Here is a 21,445-nt window from a genome sequence, read left to right on the forward strand (position 1 = left end):
TGTTCAGCGCGGCTGAAAAATATTCTCAGGCTGCGCTGACCGTGACCCAGTAGCGGGTGACGCGCTCGACCCGTACCGGCAGCGAGGTTGCCAAGGCGCGGAGGATCTGCTCGCTGTCGTCGAGGCGGAAGGTGCCGCTGATGCGCAACCCGGCCACTGCAGGTGCGCAGCGCAGCACACCGGGGCGATAGCGGGACAGCTCGTCGAGGAACAGGTCCAGGCGCTGGTCGTTGGCAATCATCAGGCCCTGGGTCCAGGCCCCCGCGCCGGTGGGCAACCGGTCCAGTGAAGCCAGCCCGTCGCTGTCGAACTCGCAGCGCTGGCCCTGACCCACGATCCGGCTTTCGCCACCAGGCAGGCTCACCCGCACCTGCTGGCTGAAGACGTCGAGCCGGGTCCGGTTGTCGAGCAGGCGCACGGCGAAGCGGCCCGGCCCGGCGTCGATGCGGCCATGGGCCGTGTCCACGCGACAGGCCTGCTGCTCGGGCACGTTGACCATCACCTCGCCCGCTTCCAGACGCAGGCAAGGCAGGGGGGCGGTTTCATCGAGATTGAGTGCCGACGCCGTGTCGAGGGTGAGCCGGATACCGTTGCCCAGGGTGATCGAGCGTCGCTCGCCGACGCCACTGCGATAGTCCGCCAGCCATGGCGAATGCCGCGTCTCGCGGTAGCCTCCCCAACCCAGCAGCGCACCGCCGAACAGCAGGCCGCAACCGCGGATCACGCCGCGGCGGGAGGCCTTGCGGCTTGCCCCGGCACGCGACAGTACCTGGTGTGCCGGAGTCCCCGGGGCACCCGCCACCTGCGCCTGCAAGCGTTCGGCCTGCTGCCAGGCCCAGGCATTGTGCGGCGCCGCGTCGAGCCAGCCTTGCCAGGCGCGGTAGTCCTCGGGCCGGGCATCGCCGCCGTTGAGCTGGCTGTACCAGTGCGCGGCCTGGCGGATGGCGGCCAGTTGATCGACCGTCAGCGTCGCCCTCACTGGCCATGGCTCAGGTTGTAGAGCATGCAATGCTCGGCCGCCCTGGCGACGTAACGGCGCACGGTCATCTCGGAGATGTCGAGTTCGACAGCGATGGCCCTGTACGACATGCCGTCCAGCTGCGACAGCAGGAACGCCCGGCGCACCTGCTCGCCGAGGGCGGCGAGCATGGCATCGAGCTCGTAGAGGGTTTCCAGCAGCACCAGGCGCTGCTCGGGCGACAGCTCCAAGGCTTCCGGCTGCTCGGCCAGGGTCTGCTGCCAGGCCCGCTCCAGGCGCAGGCGGCGCATATGGTCGATCATCATCCGCCGGGCGATGGTCGCCAGGTATCCCTTGGGCTCGCGCACCGCTTCGAGCTTGGCCGCAGCGTCGGCGGCGGTCATGACCCGGATGAATACGTCCTGCACCAGGTCGGCGGCCAGGTGTTGGCAGTTGACCCGCGGCCGCAGCCAGCCGTGCAGCCATTTGCTCTGGGACACGTACAGGCGACTGACCTGGGCGTGGAGGGAATCGGGGGATGGCATGCCGGACCGCCTTGTCGCGCAAATGGGAATTGTTCGCAATTTTATGCAAAACATTTCAGATCTGCCAAGGGCGAGATTGCTTCCACTCAGCTCATTCCGGAATACCGGTCACCTTGTGCAACGCACGCATCGCACAGGGTGGCCGCGCACCTTCCGGCTCAATCTGCTCGCACTGCTTCAACAGCGGATGGACATCGGCGAACTTCAGGCTGGCCAGTTGCGCAGCGTGCTGCTGCGACACGAAGCAATGCTCGAAGCGGTAGGCGGCATATACCTCGGGACGCAGGGGCGGGAAATCGTAGACCTCATCGACGATCGCCTTGAATACCTCAGGCATCTGCACGTCGGACACCGGCGGCGCGTAGGTGAGCAGATCACGCTTGGTCACCCCCGCTTCCCGGGCCCCAAGGGCTTGCTTGGCCAGGCTGATGGAGGCTTGCATGCCCTGGGGAAGCGGACAGTCGGAAGCGGCGAATATCGGTGCCGATGCCAGCGTGCCCAGCAGGGCGAGTACTGCAACCATCCTTGTCATTAAGGTTCCTTCCTGGTCTTTGGAGAATGCGGCCTTCGACTGGAAAGGCCAGCCGAGGTTCCCTGGTCGAGGGCCGCTACCTTGCCATCGGGGTTATACGGTGACCACCACCTTGCCGATCTGCTGGTTGGCCTCCAGGAATCGATGGGCATCACGGATATGGTCGAGGGTGAAGGTCCTGGCGATGATCGGTCGCAATGCGCCAGACGCCAGCCCATCCAGAATGAAGCTGCGGGCACGCCCGAGCGCTTCGTGGTCGGCGACGATTTCCGAATAGAGATAACCCTTGAGTGTCAGGCTCCTGCCCAGCACGGTGAACAACGGGAACGGCGTCGGCTCGGGACTCAATGCGCCGTATTCGAGCAGGATCCCGCCCCGGGCCATGCTCTGCGTCAGCGCCTCGAAGGCCGGACCGCCCACCGGATCGAACACGACCCGGGCGCCCTTTCCGTCCGTCAGCGCCATCACCCGCTCGACGATATCCTCCTCATCGCTGACGATCACATGAGCCGCACCGGCCTCCAGCAGTGCCTGGGCCTTGGCCCGGGTACGGGTGATCGCCACCGGCACGGCCCCCACCATCCGCGCGATCTGGAACGCGGCCAGACCGACACTGCTGGAAGCTGCGGTGACCAGCACGACATCCCCCCGTTGCAGCTTCGCCTGTTCTATCAAGGCGCCCCAGGCGGTGACGTACTGCATCCACGACGCCGCCGCCTCTTCGTATGGCTGGTTGTCCGGGCTCTTCACCACAAGGTGCGCCGGGACATTGACCACTTCGCCATAAGTGCCCCAGCGGGCGATATCCAGCGGCGGAATCAGCGCCACGGCATCGCCAACCTGCACGCCGCTGACCGCGCTGCCGATGGCGTTGACCAACCCCGCCGCCTCGTAGCCCAGGCGACTGGGGAACTGCGCCTCCTGCAGATAGGCGTGGTTGCGGAACATCACCTCGGCGCGATTCAGGCCGATGGCCTTGACCGCGATCTGTACCTCGTCCGCCGCAGGTGCCGGAACGTCCAGCTCTTCCAGCTGAAGAACGTCGGCGTCGCCGTATGCGTGGATCCTGACAATGCGTGCCATGGGAAACCCTCTTTCTCTCGATAGGACTGAAGCCGCAAATCTAGGCGTTGGCGGCCAGGCGATAAAGGCCTAGTCTGGCGGCAGACTGGAAACAGAGAGTTTGTAATGGATCGCCTCACGCAGATGGCTACCTTCGTCAAGGCCGTGGAACTGGGCTCGTTCAGCGCCGCTGCGGACGACCTCAACCTGTCGCCGCAACTGGTGGGCAAGCAGGTCAAGATGCTCGAACAGCACCTGGGCGTCTCCCTCCTGCATCGCACCACCCGCCGCCAGAGCCTGACCGACTTCGGTCGCGCCTTCTATCAACGGGCGAAGATGATCCTCGCCGACATGCAGGCCGCCGAAAGCCTCGCCGCCGTGACCCGCGGTACACCCAGCGGGCGGCTGCGCATCAACGCGCCGGTGACCTATGGCGTACGCACCCTGGCGCCGCGGCTGCTGGAGTACATGGTCAGGTATCCCCAGGTGGCGGTGGACCTGACCCTGTCCAATGACCTGGTGGATCTGGTCGAGGATGGCTATGACGTGGTGCTGCGCATCGGCGAGCTGGCCAGCAGCGGCTTGAAGGCCGTGCCGCTGGCGCCCTATCAGTGCGTGCTGTGTGCCGCACCGGCCTATCTGGCACGGCGACCGCCGATCATCAGTCCGTGGGACCTGCGCCAGCACGAATGCCTGGCCTTTGCTTTTTCCAACGGTCGTTCCGACTGGACCTTCGACGGACCGGAGGGACGTATCGACGTGCCGATTACAAGCAAACTGACGATCAATCAAGGCGACCCGCTGCTGGCCGCGGCAGTGGCAGGGCTCGGAGTGGTACTGCAACCGCAGGAACTGGTGGGCGATGCGCTGCGCGACGGCACCCTGGTGGCGCTGCTGCCACAGTACCGGGTGCCCGCCTCGCCGATGAACATGCTGTATGCGCCGGATCGGCGGATGACACCGAAACTGCGCAGCTTCCTCGACTTCATGCGCGAGGCGCTGGGACCACGGGGAACGCCATGATGCCTGCCGAGACAGCCCTGCAGGGCAACCTTTCCCTCCCCGCCCCGATGCTCTACCATCCTGGCCGCCGGTTTCCACCTCGGAATCAATAGGGAATCCGTCGCTCGCCCGCACGCGAGCCAAACGGAACTGCCCCCGCAACTGTAGGTGCCGAGCCCGCTCCTGAAACGCCACTGGACACGATCCGGGAAGGCTGGAGCCGGGCCATGACGCATCAGTCAGGAGACCTGCCGGCAAACATTCACCAACCGGCGGGGTGTCCGGGATGGCCATCCTTTGCCCTGTCCAGGGTGCTTGCTCCGTGCCTGCGCGGGGCTTGGCGATGCCTGTCCGTGTGTCTCTCCCGCACTGTTCGACGGGGGTCGACTGCAGCTCATGATCGATTTGAGACACCTGCGCACGCTTCATGCCCTGCGCGAAACCAACAGCCTGCCCGAGGCCGCCGAGCGCCTGCACCTGACCCAGTCGGCGCTGTCGCACCAGTTCCGCGAGCTGGAACATCGCCTCGGCCTGCCCGTGTTCGAGCGCAAGTCCAGGCCGGTGCGCTTCACCACCGCCGGCCTCAAGCTGCTGCAACTGGCCGACCAGGTGCTACCGCTGATCCGCAGCACGGAGCGCAACCTGGGCAAGCTGCTGGGCGGCAGCGCCGACCGCCTGCACATCGCCATCGAATGCCACAGTTGCTATCAGTGGCTGATGCCGTCCCTGGACGAATTTCGCAGCGCCTGGCCCGAGGTGGAACTGGACCTCGCCTCGGGATTGTCGTTCGCGCCGCTGCCGGCCCTGGAGCGCGGTGACCTCGATCTGGTGGTGACCTCGGACCCGGTGACCCTGCCCGGCATCACCTACGTGCCGCTGTTCGGCTACGAAGCCATGCTGGCCGTCGACAAGCATCATGCCTTGCGCAAGAAACCGTACCTGGTGCCAGCCGACCTCGCCGGCCAGACCCTGATCACCTACCCCATCGAGCGCGACCGCCTGGACATCTTCACCCGCTTCCTCGACCCGGCCGACGTCGAGCCGGCCCAGGTCCGCACCGCGGAAATGACCGTGATGATGATGCAACTGGTGGCCAGCGGCCGTGGGGTCTGCTGCCTGCCGAACTGGGCGCTGCACGAGTACACCTCGCGCGGTTATGTGATCGCCAGGCACCTGGGCCAGGACGGCTTGCAGGCCACACTGTTCGCAGCGGTGCGTAGCGACACGCTGGAGGTGCCATACATGAGTGATTTCCTGCTCACGGCCAAGGACATTTCCTTTGCCACGCTTGAGGGGGTGAATGCGGCGCCTGCTGGCTGACGATTACCGCTCAAGGTCTCCAGCACAGTAACCGTGACCATCGTGCAAAGCCCCAGCAAGCAAGCCGTTGCGACGCTGTAGAACAGCGTCCGCCACGGCTGCCAGCGAGCAAGGTAGGCCAGCGTGTGGAGGATCCGGGCCAGGGTGAACAGGACAAATAGCGACGTGCACAAGGCAGCCGACGTATCGAGGGCGATCGCCAACCCGCCAAGGGCAAAGAACACCGGAATGTTCTCCAGGTCATTGGCCCAGACCCGCGAAGCCCGTACGACCTCCGGGTGCTCGGTCGCCCGGGCCGGTCGCTGGAACACCGCGGCATCCTCCGGGTTCACGAAGGCCTTGAGGCGCAGGCCGAAGTAGCCCTGGTAACAGGACACAGCGAGCATCTTGGCGAACAGAACAACCACGCACAGGGCATAGACCGACAGGCTGCTACTCACGTCCGCTGCTCTCCCGCGAGCCCACGAACCGCCAGGTACAACAGCGGTCCCACTGAAACAAACACCGCCGTCAGCAGCAGATAGGGAAGCAATGCGCGGGTGGATCCGCCGCGCAGGCGATTGTCCCGGACCATCCAGAAGGCAGCCAGGCCGGCCATCAGGTACAGGTCGATGACCAGTTGGGCGGTGTCGGGGCTGGAGATCAGCTCCAGGCCGAAGGCCAGCAGCGACTGCTCGGCGGTCGAGATCGTCCAGGCGGTGTAGAGGATCAGTGGAACCAGTAATACCAATGCGATGAAGCGAACCATGTGCGTGCCTCCGGGTAGTGTGTCCCGGCAACGGTAGTGATAGGGTGACTCGCCTCTCAATGACCTGGGAGGTCATGGACACTGCGCACAAGGACGGACAAAGTCGACTCATGAACCCGCCAGCCTTCCATCACGCCCATCCCGCCTCGACACTCCCGGCAGGCCAGCACCTGCGCCTCCTGCGTCGGCAGGCCGGCCTCAGCCAACTCGACCTGGCGCTGATGACCGGCGTTTCCCAGCGTCATCTCAGTTGCGTGGAGACCGGTCGCGCCAAGCCCGGTCCCGGCACCCTGCATGCCCTGCTCTCGGCCCTCGGTGCCCCGCTGGAGCACGGCAACGAAATCTTCCTCGCTGCCGGCTATGCGCCGCGCTATGCGACCTCCCCGCTGGACGCGCCGGCCCTGGAAATGGTGCACAGCGCTATCGGGCATATCCTCCAGGCCAACAATCCGGCGCCGGCAATCGTCATCGACCGCAACTGGGATATCACCGCCAGCAATGCCAGCGTGGGAGTGCTGCTGGGCATGGTCGGGCTGCCGGCGAGCGAGGGGGCGAATCTCAACCTGCTGGAAACCCTGATGCATCCGGACGGGCTGGGCAGTCATATCGTCAATGCCCGGGAAGTGCGGGCGGCGGCGTGGCAGCGGGCCTCGCGCGAGGCGGCGGGCAGTACAGTGCTGGCGGAGCTGCTCCGCGAATTGCCGGCCCCGGAAGATCCGAGCCCACATGCGGACACCTCGCCAGTGCTGCTGACGCGGGTAAACACCTCGGATGGCGAACTGCGCTTCCTGTCCACCTTCACCACCTTCGGCATGCCCCTGGACATCACCGTGGAGTCGTTGCGGATCGAGCACCTGGTGCCGGCCGATGCGCTGACGTGGGAGAGGATGAGGCAGGCGTTTGCGCAGTGGTCGGCGCTTTCCGGCGCCTTATGAGAAGGGCCGGGTGCCGGCGCTGTCATGGCACCCGCAGGATAGCGACCCGGATCCTGGCGACCGATCCGGGCAGTGCGTCGCGTAACAGCACGAACGCCTGCGACTACCTTAGCCAGGCACTGGCCGTCAGCCGGGCGATGGAAGCCAACACCCTGCCTGAAACCCAGGCCAGGGGTGCCCACAAGCGTGTAGCGCGACCAGCGCAACTGCCCCGTATTCATCACCTCGAAGCGAAACGGCTATGCTGCATGACGGAACATGGCATATCGCTACCCCCTCAAGTGACCAGAATGACCAACCACCCTGAACCCGGTAGTGCAGTGCCCAGCCTGCCCGCCAATGATGGTGTCGACCCGCACGGGTCCGATATCGACCTGTTGCACCGCATCAGCGTCGCGTTGATCGGCGAGCAGGACCTGCAATTCCTCTATGCCAAGGTGGTCGACGCCGCCATCGCCATCACCGCCTCGCAGTTCGGCACCATGCAGTTGCTCTGCCCGCCTGGCCACCCCTCCGGACATGGCGGCGAACTGCAACTGCTCTGTTCGCGAGGCTTCACCGCAGACACCGTGGCGTTCTGGCAATGGGTCCCGCCGACAGCCCTGAGCAGTTGCACCCAGGCGCTGAAGCGCGGCCAGCGGGCGATCATCGCCGACTACGAGCAATGGCCGCCGATCGCCGGCAGCCCCGACCTGCAAGCGTTTCGCGACGCAGGCATCCGCGCCGCGCAGACCACCCCCCTGGTGGCCCGCAATGGCACCCTGCTGGGGATGATCTCAACTCATTGGCGTGCACCGCACCAGCCATCCGAGCGCGACCTGCGCCTGCTCGATATCCTGGCCCGCCAGGCCGCCGACCTGCTGGAGCGCACCGCAGCCGAGGAAGCCCTGCGCACCCGCGAACAGGAACTGCGCCAGACCTGCACGAGTCTGCGCGAGATCGAGGAGCGCCAGGCGCACACTGCCGCACAGTTGCGTGCACTCAACGAAACCCTGGAGCAGCGCGTGGCCGAGCGCAGCGCAGAGCTGATGAAGGCCCAGGACACCCTGCGCCAAGCGCAGAAAATGGAAGCGGTGGGCCAGCTCACCGGTGGCCTGGCCCATGACTTCAATAACCTGCTGGGAGGGATTTCCGGTTCCCTCGACATGGTGTCCCGGCGCCTGGCCCAGGGGCGCCTGGACGAGATCGATAAATTCGTCGCAAGCGCCCAGGACGCGAGCAGCCGCGCGGCAGCGCTGACCCACCGCCTGCTGGCCTTCTCACGCCGGCAGACCCTGGACCCGCACCCCACCGACGTCAATGGCCTGGTGCTTGGCATGAGCGAGCTGATCCAGCGTGCCGCCGGCCCAGCGATCGACCTGGAGACCCACGACGCCGCCGAGCTATGGCCGGCGCTGGTGGACAAGAGCCAGCTGGAGAACGCCCTGCTCAACCTGTGCATCAACGCCCGCGACGCCATGCCGGACGGTGGTCGCATCGTCATCCGCAGCCACAACCGGAGCATCGCCGCACACGACGCGCGGTCACTGGAACTGCTGGCCGGCGACTATCTGTGCCTGACCGTGGAGGACAGCGGTTGCGGCATGCCGCCAGAGGTCATCACCCACGCCTTCGAGCCTTTTTTCACCACCAAGCCGACGGGCAAAGGCACCGGCCTGGGGCTGTCGATGGTCTACGGCTTCGCCCAGCAGTCGGGCGGCCAGGTGCGCATCGACTCGGTGCCCGGACAGGGCACGCGGGTCACGCTCCTGCTGCCGCGCTACCATGGCCCGCTGACGCCATCGGCGCCAGCCAGCCCCGCCCCCGACACAGCACCGGGCCAGACAGCGCAAGCCTGCATCCTGCTGGTGGAGGACGAGCCGACCTTGCGCATGGTCCTGGCCAGTGTGCTGGCCGAATCCGGCTACCGGGTGATCGAGGCAGAAGACGGTAGCAGCGCGCTCGGCCAACTGCGCGCCGGGCATCCGGTCGACCTGCTGGTGACTGATGTCGGCCTGCCCGGCGGCCTCAATGGCCGACAACTGGCCGAGGCCGGCCTGCATGTGCGTCCCGGGTTGATCACCCTGTTCATCACCGGCTACGCGGAAAACGCCGTGATTGGCGACGGGCAACTGGGCCCCAACATGCATGTACTGACCAAGCCCTTCGCCATCGGCGCGCTCACCGACCGGGTCGAGGCGCTATTGGCGCAGCGGCCGGCCTCATGACGCCCTAGCCGATGATTCTTCCTTTCTCCACCCGGACCTGAGCCCATGCGCATAGTCATTCCCGACGACTACCAGAACGTGATCCGCAGCCTCGACTGTTTCGCTCGTCTTGCCGGTCATGAGGTCACGGTGCTGCATGACGTCCAGCCCGCCTCGCTGGAGCAGTTGGCCGAGCGCTTCGCCGACGCCGAGGCGCTGGTGCTGACCCGCGAACGCACGCGGATCGACGCGGCCCTGCTCGACCGCCTGCCAAAGCTCAGGCTCATCAGCCAGACCGGCAAGGTCTCCAGCCACCTCGATCTCGACGCCTGTACCGCCCGTGGCATCGTCGTCACCGAGGGTCGTGGCTCGCCGGTCGCCCCGGCCGAGCTGGCCTGGGCCTTGATCCTCAATGCCCGCCGCCAGCTGGTGCCGGCCATCGACGCGTTCCGCCAGGGCCGCTGGCAGGTCAACCTGGGCCAGGCCGTCGCAGGACAGACGTTGGGCATCTGGGGCTACGGCAAGATCGGCCAGCGCCTGGCGCGCTACGCTCAGGCCTTCGACATGCCGGTACTGGTCTGGGGCAGCGAGGCCAGCCGCGCCCGCGCCGTTGCCGACAGGCATCGCGCCGCCGTGTCGCGCGAGGCCTTCTTCGCCGAAGCGGATATCCTCAGCCTCAACCTGCGCCTGTCCGACAGCACACGCCACGCCGTCACCTTCGACGACCTGTCACGGATGAAGCCAGATGCCCTGCTGGTCAACGTCAGCCGCGCCGAGCTGATCGCCCCGGGCGCCCTGCTGCGTGCCCTCGACGCCGGACGACCGGGGTTCGCCGCAGTGGACGTGCACGAACAGGAACCGCTGCTCGACCCCGCCGACCCGCTGCTCTGTCACCCACGGGCGCTGTGCACCCCGCACCTGGGCTACGTCGAAAAGAACGGCTACGAGCTATATTTCGGCGATGCGTTCGACAACCTGTTGGCGTTTTTCGCCGGCTCGCCGCAAAACGTGGCCAACCCGCAGGCCCTGTCAACGCACCGACAGGAGTGAAGGGGTTGCTGCCAGCGCTGAACCAATGGCCCGCCCTGCCCTCCCATTGAGAGACTGGCACATTGACTCCAGTTTTCCCGCAAGACAGTGCTCACCAAGGTATGGCGACAATGGCAAACAGCAAGTGGCCCCAGGCCCAGGGACGGATGGCCGACCTGATTCGCGAGCATGACTGGGCGGCGACCGCGCTCGGCCCCATCGAACAGTGGCCGCAAAGCCGCAAGGCCGCCATCGAGCTGATGCTCTCGTCCGGCCACGCCATGCAGACTGCCTGGGGGGCCGAGCAGATCGTGCTGTACAACGATGCCTACGCGCCGATGCTCGGCAATCGCCACCCGCAGGCGCTGGGCCTGTCCTTTCGCCAGGCCTGGCCGGATGTCTGGGACGATATCGAGCCGCTGGTGAAGCAGGTCTATGCCGGCGAGACGGTGCGCTTCGAGGACCTGCCCCTGGTCATGACCCGCCGCGGCTTCCCGGAAGATACCTGGTGGAATTTCTCCTATTCGCCGTTGCGCGACGAGTCTGGCGCGGTCGCCGGGCTGCTCAACGTCACCGTGGAAGTCACCGGACGGATCCGCGCCGAGCGCGCCGAACGCGAGCGCGACGACGCCCACGCCCGCCTCCAGCACAATGAAGCGCGCCTGCAGGCCCTGGTCGCCGCCAGTTCGGACGTGGTCTACAGCATGAGCCCGGACTGGAAGGAAATGCGCCAGCTCACCGGGCGCGGCTTCGTCGCCGATAGCCATGTGCCGAGCATCCGCTGGATCGACGACTACCTGCTGGCAGAGGACCGCGAGTGGGTGCTGGCGGCCATCGACAAGGCCATCGCCGCACGTACGGTGTTCGAGCTGGAGCATCGCGTGCGCCGCGCCGACGGCAGCCTCGGCTGGACCTTTTCCCGGGCGGTGCCGGTGTTCGGCGCCGATGGCCGGATCAGTGAATGGTTCGGCATGGCTGCGGACATCACCGAGCAGCGCGAAAGCGCCCGACGCCAGGCCTTCCTGCTGGAGCTGTCCGACACCCTGCGCCCGCTGGACGATCCCCGCACGCTGAAAAAGGCCGCGGCCCACCTGCTCGGCGAGTACCTCGGGGTCAACCGGGTGCTCTACGCCGAGGTGGACGATGCCCGGGTAAGCATCCCCGGCGACTACGAGAACGACGTGGTGCCGCTGACCCCGGGCTGGTACGAAACCTCCGTGTACGGCGACTGGATGATGGACACCTATCGCCGCGGCGAGGTGCTGAATTTCAGCGACGCGCAGAACGACCCGCGTTGCAGCGCCGCCGAACGCACCGCACTGGCGGAGCTACAGGTGGTCGCCGCGCTGGGCGTCGGCCTGATGAAGGGCGGGACCCTGAGGTCGATCCTGGTCATGCAGAGCGCCGTTGCGCGGCTATGGACGGCGGAAGAAACCACGCTGCTCAACGATGTCGCCGAACGCACCTGGGTGGCCATAGAGCGCGCCCGTGCCGGCCAGGAGCTGGAAGCCCGGGTGGCTGAGCGCACCGCTGAGCTGCAGGAGGCCCTGGACCGTCTGAACAGCGAGATCGCCGAGCGCCAGCTGGCCGAGGAACGCCTGCGCCAGAGCGAAAAGCTCAAAGCTGTCGGCCAGTTGACCGGCGGCATCGCCCACGACTTCAACAATATGCTCCAGGGCCTGATGAGCGCCCTTGGCCTGGTCCGCACCCGCGTGAACCAGGGCCGGGGCACGGACGCCATCGACTATCTCGACGCAGCGCTGAAGGCCGCCAACCGCGCCGGCGCCCTGACCCAGCGCCTGCTGGCCTTCTCCCGCCTGCAGAACCTGGCGCCGCGGCCGGTGAGCATGGACCAGATCGCCCGCGGCATGGAGGACATGATCCGCAGCACGGTGGGCCCGGCGGTTCAGGTCGAGCTGAAGTTGGCGGAGGGCCGCTGGCAGGTCCGGTGCGACCCGGGCCAGATGGAAAGCGCCCTGCTCAACCTGTGCATCAACGCCCGCGATGCCATGCCCGACGGCGGCTGGCTGACCATCAGTACCGAGGAGCGCCTGCTGCAACGCGACGAGCTGGCGGATTTCGACGACCTGCGACCAGGCCGCTACGCCGTCGTCGCGGTGAGCGACACCGGCACCGGCATGCCCCCGGAGATTCTTGCCCGCGCCTTCGAACCCTTCTTCACCACCAAGCCGTCAGGCCAGGGCACGGGCCTGGGGCTCAGCCAGATCTACGGTTTCATGCGCCAGTCGGGCGGGCTGGTACAGATCGATACCCAGATCGGCAAAGGCACGACCGTGCGTCTCTGCCTGCCGCTGTACGAGGCCGCTGACACGCCAGCCCAGGCCCCTGCCAGCAACGGCAAGACGCTGCTGCTGGTGGAGGATGAACACGAGATACGCGGCTTGCTCGCCGACCAGTTGCGCGACCTGGGCTATCGGGTGCTGGAAGCGGATACCGCAGCGGCGGCGCAGCGTATTTTCAATACCGGCGCCCATGTCGACCTGATGGTGACCGACTTCGGGCTGCGCGGCGGGGTCAACGGACGGCAACTGGCCGATGCGGTGCGCGAGAAGGCCCCTGGGTTGCCGGTGATCTTCATCACCGGCTTCGCCGGGGCCGAGCCGTTGCAGGGCGAGGATGTGCTGCGCAAGCCGTTCGAGACGGCGGCGCTGGCAAGCCTGATCGAGGTGCGGCTGGGGGCGTCCTGCTGAGTCAATCGCGGGCAACGGCCGCTCCCACAAGGTCCGCAGTGAGCCCAGGTCTGATGCTCGACGCAGACCTGTGGGAGCGGGTTCACCCGCGATAGCGTCGGTGAATCCACCATCGTAATCGCGGCGGTCCGGCGATCCGGTAAACCCGCACAAGGTAACCTGCCAGCCATAAGATCCAGGCCCGACGCAGAACCTGTGGGAGCGGGCGTTGTTGGCGATGAGGCCGGACCAGTCTGACTCAGGGCGTCCAGTCCACCTGATGCTCTTCCAGATACACATCCACCGCCGCCCCCACCGTCGGCTGGAACACCTCCCGGCCGATCCGCGCCAGCACCTCCAGGCGCTCCAGCTTGTCCTTTACCGGATCCTTCACTTCGGCAAAACGCAGCTCGATCCCGTCGGCGCGCAAAATCTGCTCCAGCTCGATCAGCATGTCCGCCGAAGTCACGTCCACGCTGGTCACCGGCTCCGCCGCGATGACGACGCGCCTTACCTTGTCCGGCGCCTCCCGCACCGCACGCAGCACGCATTTCTGGAACAGGTCGGCATTGGCGAAGAACAGCGGCGCGTCCCAACGGAACAACACCAGCCCGGGCACGCGCCGGGCATGGGGATAGCGGCTGATATCGTGATAGCCGCGAATGCCCTCGACCCGGCCAAGGATCGCCGAGTGCGGGCGCCAGCCATCCCAGAGGAATTCGATCACCGCGACCACCACCGCCAGACCGATCCCCGGCACCGCCCCGAGCACCACCACGCCGACAAAACAGGTGATCGACAGCCAGAACTCCCATTGCTGGATGCGGTAGATGCGCTTCAGATCCTTGAACTCGAACAGGCCGATGGCGGCGGCGATCACCACCGCGGCCAGTGCACTGGTGGGCAGGTGCCTGAGCAGGTCCGGACCGAACAGCAACAACAGGGCCACGCCGATCGCGCCAAACACCCCGGCCAGCTGGCTGCGGGCGCCGGCCGCTTCGGCCACCGGCGTGCGCGACGAACTGCTGCTCACCGGAATGCCCTGGAACAGCCCGGTGGTGAGGTTGGCCATGCCCAGGCCGATCATCTCCTGGTTGGCGTCCACCGGGGTGCGGGTCTTCGCCGCGTAGGTGCGCGACAGCACGCTGGTGTCGGCGAAGGACACCAAGGCCACGGCGAAGCCGCCGATCAGCACGGCCTGCAGGTCGCCCGCGTCGATCAGCGGGAGGGCGAAACCCGGTAATCCCTGGGGCAACGACCCGGTCACCTTCACTCCGTGCTCGGCTTCCAGCTTGAAGAACCAGGCGGCCAGCGTGGCAACGACCACCGCGATAAGGATGCCTGGCACCCGCTCGAAGCGCTTGAGCAGGAGGATGATCGCCAGGCTGCCGGCACCGACGGCAAGAGCATAGACGTTGGTCTTGCCGTCGATCAGCGCGCTGAACAGGTGCCAGGTGTCCTGCACGGGGCCGTCGCTTTCGACGGAAATGCCGAACAGCTTGGGCGTCTGGCTGATCAGCACGGTCAGGGCGATGCCGTTCATGTAGCCGTAGCGGATCGGCTTGGACAGCAGCTCGGTAATGAAGCCCAGGCGCAGCAGCCCAGCCCCCAGGCAGACCAGGCCGGAAACCAGGGCCATGGCGCTGGCAAGGACGATGGCGCGCTGCGGATCGCCGCCGGAGAGCGGCAACACCACAGCGAGAATGATCGCCACCAAGGCCGAGTCGGGACCCAGCACAAGGATGCGGCTCGGACCGAACAGGGCGTAGGCCAGCAGCGGCACGATGGTCGCGTACAGCCCGTAGATCCCAGGCACCCCTGAGGCCTCGGCGTAGGCGATGCCGACCGGGACCAACATGGCGGTGAGCACCAGGCCGGCGAGCAGGTCCCTGGGCAGCCAGGCCGGCGCATAGCCCTTGAGCAGTTGCAGGCCCGGTAACCAGCGACGCCAGCTCGCGGCGTTGGCGGTACGTGGGATTGGGGTGACGGGTGACGGTCGATCCATGAACGGTTCCTTGCACGCGGCTGATCCGGGCAACGTTAGCCCACCCTGCGCCCGCCGTGCCGAACCCGGATCAAATGATCAGCGCTTCTTCTTGTTGATCGCCTTCATCCGCGTGGCTGCGCGCTGTACCGTGGCCATCTTTTCCGGCCGCTTCATGCCGCGCCACTTGCGGATCTCCTCACGACTGCGGCCGCAGCTCACGCACAGCTCGCCGTTGAGCTGGCACAGCGAGACGCAGGGGTTTTCGATGTCCTTGGCCATGCTTCAGGCCTGGTGCTGCTGGATGAGGCGGACATGGGACGGCACGTGGACCAGGTTCACCCCGGCGTCGATCAAGGCGATTTCACTGAGTTCGTGGATGCGTGCCAGCGCCGGCCCGCTGGCGGCGCGGTCGCGCTGCCCGGCAGTGGCGAAGGCCCAGGAGATCATCAGGCTGTCCGGGTAGTGGCGATAGTCGATGTGATGGTCGAGCCAGACGAAGCCGTCGAGTTCGCCCTTGGCAATTTCGCAGGCCTGGGTCAGGTATTTGATCAGGCGCCGCTCGGTGCTGGCGCTGTTGCTCAGGTGCATGAAGGTCTCCGCGTCGCCCCGGCAACAGCGCCGGGGGGACGGAGGGTACGCGCTGCGAGGCGATCCGGCCAGAACTCAGAGCGGCGGGCGCTGGAGGCTGACCCATTCCTGCACCCGTGGATGCTGCCACTGGCGCTCAGCATAGGCCTTGAGCCGCGCCGGCACCGGATCGCCATTGAGGATCAAGCGGTTGAGCATCAGCGCCAGCTCGACATCGGCGACGGACCATTGCCCGGCCAGGTGTTCGGTGCCCTCCGGCAGCAGGGCTTCGGCTGCGGCAACCAGCTTGCGAGCCGCGGCCTGGCCGGCAGCGGACAGCGGGCCGGCCTTGACCCCGTAGAACACCACCATGGTCGTGCGCTCCTCGCGGATCGGCACCAGGTCGCTGCGTAACCAGGCCTGGACCTGGCGCACCCGGGCACGTTCCTGCGGGTCGCGCGGGTACACCGGATGGCCGGGATAGAGGTCTTCCAGGTACTCGGTAATGGCGGAGGACTCGGACAGGGCGAAGCCGTTGTGCAACAAGGTCGGCACCCGTTGGGTCAGGGACAGGCGGGTGTAGTCGTCGGCCTGGTTGGAGCCGGCGTCGAGATCGACCGGTACGGTTTCGAAATCGAGGCCCTTTTCGCGAAGGGCGATGTACACCGACATGGCGTAGGGGCTGACATGGCGGGCGTCGACGTAGAGGCGGAACTGCGGGTGGCTCATGAACGCTATCTCCTTTGGCGAAGTACCCACGCTATGAGGTTTGCCGGAGGAAATACAATTCAAGGTTTTTATGGGGGTATTCCACACCGGAATAGACGCTGAATCGAAGAGCATCGCTGGCTTGCCAGCGATGAGCATGGGTATCTACACATCTTCCCTGGAAGTGTGCTTTGGCTTTGGCTTTTGATCTTGATCTGCCCCGGCCTTCAGGAGGCTGAGCGGAGCGTATGCGGAAGGAAGGAACCCGGAGCGAAGCGTAGGGCCGGATGTCGGGCCGAATCGTGTCGTTCATACGTTCTGTGCATGAAAAAGCAAAAGCAGCAATTCACCAGCAGAGATGTGTAGATACCCATGCAGCGATGAGGCCCGCAAGACAGGCCTCGATTTCACATCAGAACTTGAGCTGCCACTGCCCCATGACCGCATGGTTGCGGCTGTTGCTGCCCAGCTCTGCGCTGTAGCCCAGGCCCACCGACTGAGTCGCACTCAGCCCCAGCTCCAGCCCGGCCTCGACCACCAGGCTGTCGCGGTCCAGCGCGCTGCCTTCGACGCTGAAGGCATCGCCACCGGCGATGAACGCCTGGCGGGTCCTGGTATCGACATTGCCGTAGACATGCCGCCAGCCCAGGCTCGCCCGTGGCGTCAGGCTCATGCCGTTGTCCAGTTGCCCCAGGTGCGCGATGCGCACGCCGAAGGTGCTGGTGACGTTGTCCTGGGTATCGCTGTCCACCGCCAGCGCGGCATCGCCGCCCTTCTCGCGATAGCTGTCACGGTGATAACGCTGGTAGCCGAGGTTGGCGAACGGTTCGGCGCTGAAGCGGCCACTGCCCATGGCATAGCCCAGTTCGGCGAAGGCCTGCTGGCTGTCGGCATCGTAGTCGCCTTTCAGACGCTCGCTGAAGCCGCTGAAGGCCACGTCGCGCTTGCTGTCGCCGTCATGCGCGCTGTAGGCCGCGCCCAGGCGCAGGGCCAGCGCACCGCTCTGCCGCGTCGCATAGACACCGGCGTGCCAGCTGTTGACCTTGCCGTCCAGCGCGGTGGCATCCAGGCGGGTGCGCGAGTAGCCACCCAGCACACCCAGGCGCCAGTCGCTGCCAACCGCCCAGTCCAGGCCCATCACCGCGCCGCCGGTGCGCTGCTCCAGCGCGCTGCCGCCATGGCTGCCGTCGACCTTGCCGTAGCTGCCCAGGGCCTGGACCCAGAGCCGACCCTTGGCGTTCGGGTCGTTGAGGTTGCGCACGCCTTGCGGCAGCCCGGTGGCGGCCAGGACCGGGGTGTCTTCTTCGTTCAGCCCCACCAGCAGGCCGGCGTTGCTGCCCATCGACTGCATGGCACCGAGCATGGTGCTGCTGACCTGGGCGCTGCCGCTCATGGTCGCCGCCGCCAGGTTGGCGGTGTTGCTGCCGGAGAGCTGCTCGATGGCGCTGCTGGCCGAGCCGGTGGAGGTGTTCAACAGGGCGTTGTACAGCTTGCTGTCGTTGCCGAGACTGCCCAGCGCACGGGCCGCTGCGCCGCCGTTACCGGTCTGGCTGTATTGCTCGAAGGCCACGTCGTTGCGGGTATAGGTCAGGCCGACCGAGGTGGCGTTGTAGCTCAGGGTCGGGTTCAGGAAGGCGTAGTCGCTGGTGACCTTGCCGAAGGTGCCGTCCACCGCACCGGCGGTGAGCACGGTGTACTGGCTTTTCCACGGGTACTCGCCCGCCGAAGGCTGCACGTTGAGCGTGGCGCCATTGAGATGGGCGGTACCGCTGACGCTGATCGGCGCGCTGCTGCCGTCGGCGTTGACGCCGTACATCAGGCTGGCGCCGCTGCCGAAGCTCAGGTCGCCGTTGACCTTGGCCACGCCCAGGCCGGTATTGGTCAGCAGGCTGCCGTTGACGGTCAGGCCGCCCACCGAACCGCCACCCGCATAGACTGCACCGGTATCCACCACCATGGCGCCGAGGATGCTGCCCTGGTTGATCAGGGTGGCGCCACTCAAGACGCTGCCGCCCTGGCTGAAATCATTGGTACTGCTGAGCGTCCAGGCGCCACCGCTGACCACCAGCTTCTCGAAGTTGGCACTGTTGCCGAAGCTGCCGGTGCCGTTCAGGGTCAGGGTGTCGATGCCCTCGCCTGCGTCCACCAGGCCCTCGAACACGCCGCCGGTGAGCACCGTCAGGTTGTCGTTGCCGGCACCCATGCTCAAGGCCAGGCCGTTGCCACCGCTGATGGTGCCGCCGTTGATCACGGTGTCGGCGAAGTCGCCGATCAGTTTGATGCCGAAACCGCTTTCGCCGGCGATGCGTCCGTAGTTGGTGAGGCTGGTGGCGCCCACGCCCGAGCCTTCGGCGCCATCGTCGACGAGGATGCCGTTGTCGACGCTGCGGATCACCCCGGTCGCGGTGTTGACCACGGTACCGCCGCCCATGGCGATGCCTTCGCTGCCGTTGGGCCGGCCGCCGCTGTCGACGCCCTTGGCGCCGAGGCCCTGGATGATGCCTTCGTTGTAGATATGGCCGATGAAGTCGATATCGACGCCGTCGCCGTCACCATTGATCTTGCCGTCGGCGATAGCGCCGGTGATCACCCCGCCGGCGTAGTTGAACACCGTGCCTGAGCCGTCGGAGCCGAAGCCCGAACCGTTGCGCCCGGTGACTTCGCCGTAGTTGTACAGGGTGGCGTCGGTCTTCAGGTCGATGCCGTGGCGGTCGGCGCTGATACTGCCGTAGTTGTACACGGTGACGCCGGTGGAAGTGCCGACCTTGATGCCGTCGAACTTCTGGTCCAGGCCGTTCTTGTCCTGCGGCGCAGTGTCGGTGTAGATGCGCCCGTAGTTGGTGACCACGGCATTGGAGCCGGTCTTGATCGCGTCGTTACCCACCGCATGGATCACACCGGTGGCCTCATTGACCAGGGTGGTGGTGAACTTCGGGTTGTTCAGGGTTTCCAGGTCGATGGCCTGGCCGTCACCGGTGGACTCGATGGTCCCGGCGTTGTCGATCTTCAGGGTGCCGCCGGCGGTGGGGTTGGTCTGGAAGCGCAGGCCGTCGTTGACGCCCTGGATCAGCGCACCGGCCTGGTTGTTGATCACGTAGGCACTGACGTCCTCGCCCTCGTCCTTGGTATCGATGCCGCGGGCCGTGGTGGAGCGGATGATCCCGGCGTTGGTCACGGTCATCGTGGTGCCGCTGGTGTGCTTGGGCAGGATCACCCCGTCGTCCTTGCTGGAGACGATGCTGCCCTTGGCGGACACGTTGAGGTTGTCGCCCTTCTTCAGCTCCAGCGTGTCGGTGGTGGTACTGGTGATCGAGTAGTCCTTGGCGAACACACCCGGGGCGAAAGAAGCACTGGCGAGGGCGACGCAGAGGGCAAGGCGGTGCGGCGTGAAGAGCATGGTTCGGCGGCCGTTGTCGTTATTGAAGGCCGCCGAGTATGGCTAGGCGATATTACGGTTTTGTTGGGAGTTGCAAGCTTGAAGCTGCAAGCCGCAAGAAAAAGCGGAGCGCGGGAACCGCTTCTACTTATGGCTTGCAGGTTGAAACTTACAACTGCTCCTCAAGAATCAGGTCCGCCCCCTTCTCCGCCACCATCAGCACCGCCGCATGGGTATTGCCCGAGGTGACATTGGGGAAGATCGACGCATCGACGATCCGCAGGCCCTGCAGGCCATGCACCTTGAGGCGCTTGTCCACCACCGACGTCTGCTCGTCCGCACCCATGGCACAGCTGCCACAGAGGTGATAGATCGACCCGCAGTTCTCGCGAAAGTACGCGAGCATCTGCTCGTCACTCTCCACCGCCGGCCCCGGCAGCACCTCATCGACGGTGATGCCCTTGAGCGCCGGGGCCTGCATGATCTTGCGCATCAGCCGGCTGCCCTGGATCACCTCGTCGATGTCCTTCTCGGTGCTCAGGTAGTTCGGGTCGATCAGCGCCGCATCACGCGGGTTGGCCGAGGCGATCTCCACATGCCCGCGACTGGTCGGCCGGCACGGGTTGAAGCACAGCAGGAAGCCGGAATACGGCTCGGGCTTGAGGCTGGCCTTGTTGTTCTTGGGGATCTGGTACGACAGCGGATTGAAGTACAGCTGCAGGTTGGGGTTCTGCTCGTCGTCGTTGCCACGGAAGAAACCGCCCGCCTGGTTGACGCTCATGGCCAGCGCGCCCTTGCGCGTGAACAGGTACTGGATGCCCAGCTTGAGCTGGCCAAGCAGCGAGCTGAGTTCGTCGTTCAGGGTCGGCACATTGGCCTTGTAGTAGTAGCTGACGCACAGGTGGTCCTGCAGGTTGCGCCCCACCGCCGGCAGTTGTCTGACCTGGGCAATGCCGTGGCGCTCCAGCAGCTCGCGGTCGCCGACACCGGACAGTTGGAGGATCTTCGGCGTGTCCACCGCGCCGGCACAGAGGATCACTTCCTTGCGCGCGGCGAAGCTGCGGTTGACCCCGTTCTGGCTGACCAGCACGCCAACGGCGCGCTGCCCCGCCGCATCGAACAGCACGCGGTCCACCAGGGCATGGTGCTCGACCTTAAGGTTCGGCCGAGTCAGCGCCGGGTGCAGGTGTGCAAAGCTGCTGGAGCAGCGCTGGCCATTGCGGGTGTTGACGTCATAGATGCCGGCACCTTCGAAACGCGGGCCGTTGAAGTCGTCGCTGCGCGGGTAGCCCAGCTCTTCACAGCCCTTGAGGAAGACGTCGCAGATCGGGTGGGTCTGGCCCTTCATCGGGGTGATGCTGATCGGGCCGCTGTCGCCGTGATACTCGCTGTCGCCCAGCGGGTGGTTCTCCAGCTTGCGGAAGTACGGCAGCACGTCCTTGAAGCCCCAGCCGTCGTTGCCGTTGGCCGCCCAGTCGTCGAAGTCATGGGCCTGGCCGCGCACGTAGATCATCGCGTTGATCGAGCCGGAACCACCCTGCACCTTGCCCCGCGGCGCATACAGCGCGCGCTGGCCCAGCGCTTTCTGCGGCTGGCTGTAGTACATCCAGTTGTAGGTCGGGTTGTAGTACATCTTGGCGAAGCCGACCGGAATCTTGAACCAGAACGAGTCGTCCTTGCCCCCCGCCTCCAGCAGCAGCACCGAGTATTGGCCCGAAGCCGACAGGCGATTGGCGAGGACGCAACCGGCCGCACCGGCGCCGGCGATGATGTAGTCGTAAGTCATGCACATTTACCGCG

17 protein-coding genes, 1 pseudogene and 1 riboswitch are annotated in these 21,445 nt (G+C 66.1%); of the genes and pseudogenes, 6 read left to right on the plus strand and 12 right to left on the minus strand.

The features are described 5' to 3' along the window. Positions 1 to 25: 25 nt before the first annotated feature. The 4 genes from AC5QPF_RS19235 to AC5QPF_RS19250 all read right to left on the minus strand — a co-directional run bounded on the left by AC5QPF_RS19235 (position 26) and on the right by AC5QPF_RS19250 (position 3,118). Positions 26 to 979, minus strand: a complete 954-nt coding sequence (locus tag AC5QPF_RS19235) for a FecR domain-containing protein (protein ID WP_494959402.1) — start codon at positions 977 to 979, stop codon at positions 26 to 28. Next, the gene (locus tag AC5QPF_RS19240) at positions 976 to 1,503 is read right to left on the minus strand and encodes a sigma-70 family RNA polymerase sigma factor (protein WP_494959403.1); all 528 of its coding nucleotides are present in this window, start codon (positions 1,501 to 1,503) and stop codon (positions 976 to 978) included. Before AC5QPF_RS19240 ends, AC5QPF_RS19235 begins: the two co-directional genes overlap by 4 nt. A gap of 91 nt (positions 1,504 to 1,594) precedes the next feature. Next, on the minus strand, positions 1,595 to 2,035 hold the full coding sequence (locus AC5QPF_RS19245; protein WP_494959404.1) for a hypothetical protein: 441 nt from the start codon (positions 2,033 to 2,035) through the stop codon (positions 1,595 to 1,597). Positions 2,036 to 2,128: 93 nt separating this feature from the next. Continuing rightward, complete coding sequence (locus tag AC5QPF_RS19250; RefSeq protein WP_494959405.1) at positions 2,129 to 3,118, minus strand: zinc-binding dehydrogenase; 990 nt, start codon at positions 3,116 to 3,118, stop codon at positions 2,129 to 2,131. 105 nt (positions 3,119 to 3,223) lie between these two features. Here AC5QPF_RS19250 and AC5QPF_RS19255 point away from each other — a divergent pair, with 105 nt between their 5' ends. Both AC5QPF_RS19255 and AC5QPF_RS19260 read left to right on the plus strand, forming a co-directional pair. Continuing rightward, positions 3,224 to 4,120, plus strand: a complete 897-nt coding sequence (locus AC5QPF_RS19255; protein WP_494959406.1) for a LysR substrate-binding domain-containing protein — start codon at positions 3,224 to 3,226, stop codon at positions 4,118 to 4,120. 51 nt (positions 4,121 to 4,171) lie between these two features. Further along, positions 4,172 to 4,369: riboswitch (cobalamin riboswitch) on the plus strand. A gap of 126 nt (positions 4,370 to 4,495) precedes the next feature. After that, complete coding sequence (locus tag AC5QPF_RS19260) at positions 4,496 to 5,419, plus strand: LysR substrate-binding domain-containing protein (RefSeq protein WP_494959407.1); 924 nt, start codon at positions 4,496 to 4,498, stop codon at positions 5,417 to 5,419. A 23-nt stretch (positions 5,420 to 5,442) separates the two neighbouring features. Here AC5QPF_RS19260 and AC5QPF_RS19265 read toward each other — a convergent pair. Together AC5QPF_RS19265 and AC5QPF_RS19270 are read right to left on the minus strand one after the other, a co-directional pair. Next, positions 5,443 to 5,859: pseudogene (locus AC5QPF_RS19265) on the minus strand (MAPEG family protein); the annotation flags it as partial. Next, positions 5,856 to 6,167, minus strand: a complete 312-nt coding sequence (locus tag AC5QPF_RS19270; protein ID WP_494959408.1) for a DUF2834 domain-containing protein — start codon at positions 6,165 to 6,167, stop codon at positions 5,856 to 5,858. The pseudogene AC5QPF_RS19265 and the gene AC5QPF_RS19270, both read right to left, overlap by 4 nt. 110 nt (positions 6,168 to 6,277) lie before the next feature. On the opposite strand from AC5QPF_RS19270, the gene AC5QPF_RS19275 reads away from it, so the two are divergent. From AC5QPF_RS19275 to AC5QPF_RS19290, 4 genes are all read left to right on the plus strand, one after another. Next, positions 6,278 to 7,102, plus strand: coding sequence for an MmyB family transcriptional regulator (locus tag AC5QPF_RS19275; RefSeq protein ID WP_494959409.1), 825 nt, complete (start codon positions 6,278 to 6,280; stop codon positions 7,100 to 7,102). 290 nt (positions 7,103 to 7,392) lie between these two features. Further along, the gene (locus AC5QPF_RS19280; protein WP_494959410.1) at positions 7,393 to 9,309 is read left to right on the plus strand and encodes an ATP-binding protein; all 1,917 of its coding nucleotides are present in this window, start codon (positions 7,393 to 7,395) and stop codon (positions 9,307 to 9,309) included. Positions 9,310 to 9,354: 45 nt separating this feature from the next. Beyond that, positions 9,355 to 10,338, plus strand: coding sequence for an NAD(P)-dependent oxidoreductase (locus AC5QPF_RS19285; RefSeq protein ID WP_494959411.1), 984 nt, complete (start codon positions 9,355 to 9,357; stop codon positions 10,336 to 10,338). Positions 10,339 to 10,448: 110 nt separating this feature from the next. Continuing rightward, positions 10,449 to 13,028, plus strand: a complete 2,580-nt coding sequence (locus AC5QPF_RS19290; protein ID WP_494959412.1) for a PAS domain-containing protein — start codon at positions 10,449 to 10,451, stop codon at positions 13,026 to 13,028. A 238-nt stretch (positions 13,029 to 13,266) separates the two neighbouring features. Here AC5QPF_RS19290 and AC5QPF_RS19295 read toward each other — a convergent pair whose 3' ends face one another. The 6 genes from AC5QPF_RS19295 to AC5QPF_RS19320 form a co-directional block, all read right to left on the minus strand. Continuing rightward, positions 13,267 to 15,012: a sulfate permease gene (locus AC5QPF_RS19295; protein ID WP_494959413.1), complete on the minus strand. Its 1,746-nt coding sequence runs from the start codon at positions 15,010 to 15,012 to the stop codon at positions 13,267 to 13,269. Between the two features lie 78 nt (positions 15,013 to 15,090). Beyond that, on the minus strand, positions 15,091 to 15,273 hold the full coding sequence (locus AC5QPF_RS19300) for a DUF1289 domain-containing protein (RefSeq protein WP_494959414.1): 183 nt from the start codon (positions 15,271 to 15,273) through the stop codon (positions 15,091 to 15,093). A 3-nt stretch (positions 15,274 to 15,276) separates the two neighbouring features. After that, positions 15,277 to 15,582 carry a hypothetical protein gene (locus AC5QPF_RS19305; protein ID WP_494959415.1) on the minus strand — a complete coding sequence of 102 codons (306 nt, stop codon included), beginning with the start codon at positions 15,580 to 15,582 and terminating at the stop codon, positions 15,277 to 15,279. A 75-nt stretch (positions 15,583 to 15,657) separates the two neighbouring features. Further along, the gene (gene yfcF / locus AC5QPF_RS19310; protein WP_494959416.1) at positions 15,658 to 16,290 is read right to left on the minus strand and encodes a glutathione transferase; all 633 of its coding nucleotides are present in this window, start codon (positions 16,288 to 16,290) and stop codon (positions 15,658 to 15,660) included. 391 nt (positions 16,291 to 16,681) lie between these two features. Next, on the minus strand, positions 16,682 to 19,666 hold the full coding sequence (locus AC5QPF_RS19315; protein ID WP_494959417.1) for an autotransporter domain-containing protein: 2,985 nt from the start codon (positions 19,664 to 19,666) through the stop codon (positions 16,682 to 16,684). A 148-nt stretch (positions 19,667 to 19,814) separates the two neighbouring features. Then, entirely contained in the window at positions 19,815 to 21,431 is a 1,617-nt protein-coding gene (locus AC5QPF_RS19320; RefSeq protein ID WP_494959418.1) for a GMC family oxidoreductase N-terminal domain-containing protein, read from the minus strand. Positions 21,432 to 21,445: the final 14 nt, after the last annotated feature.

The organism is Pseudomonas sp. Con_6 (genome assembly GCF_059379395.1).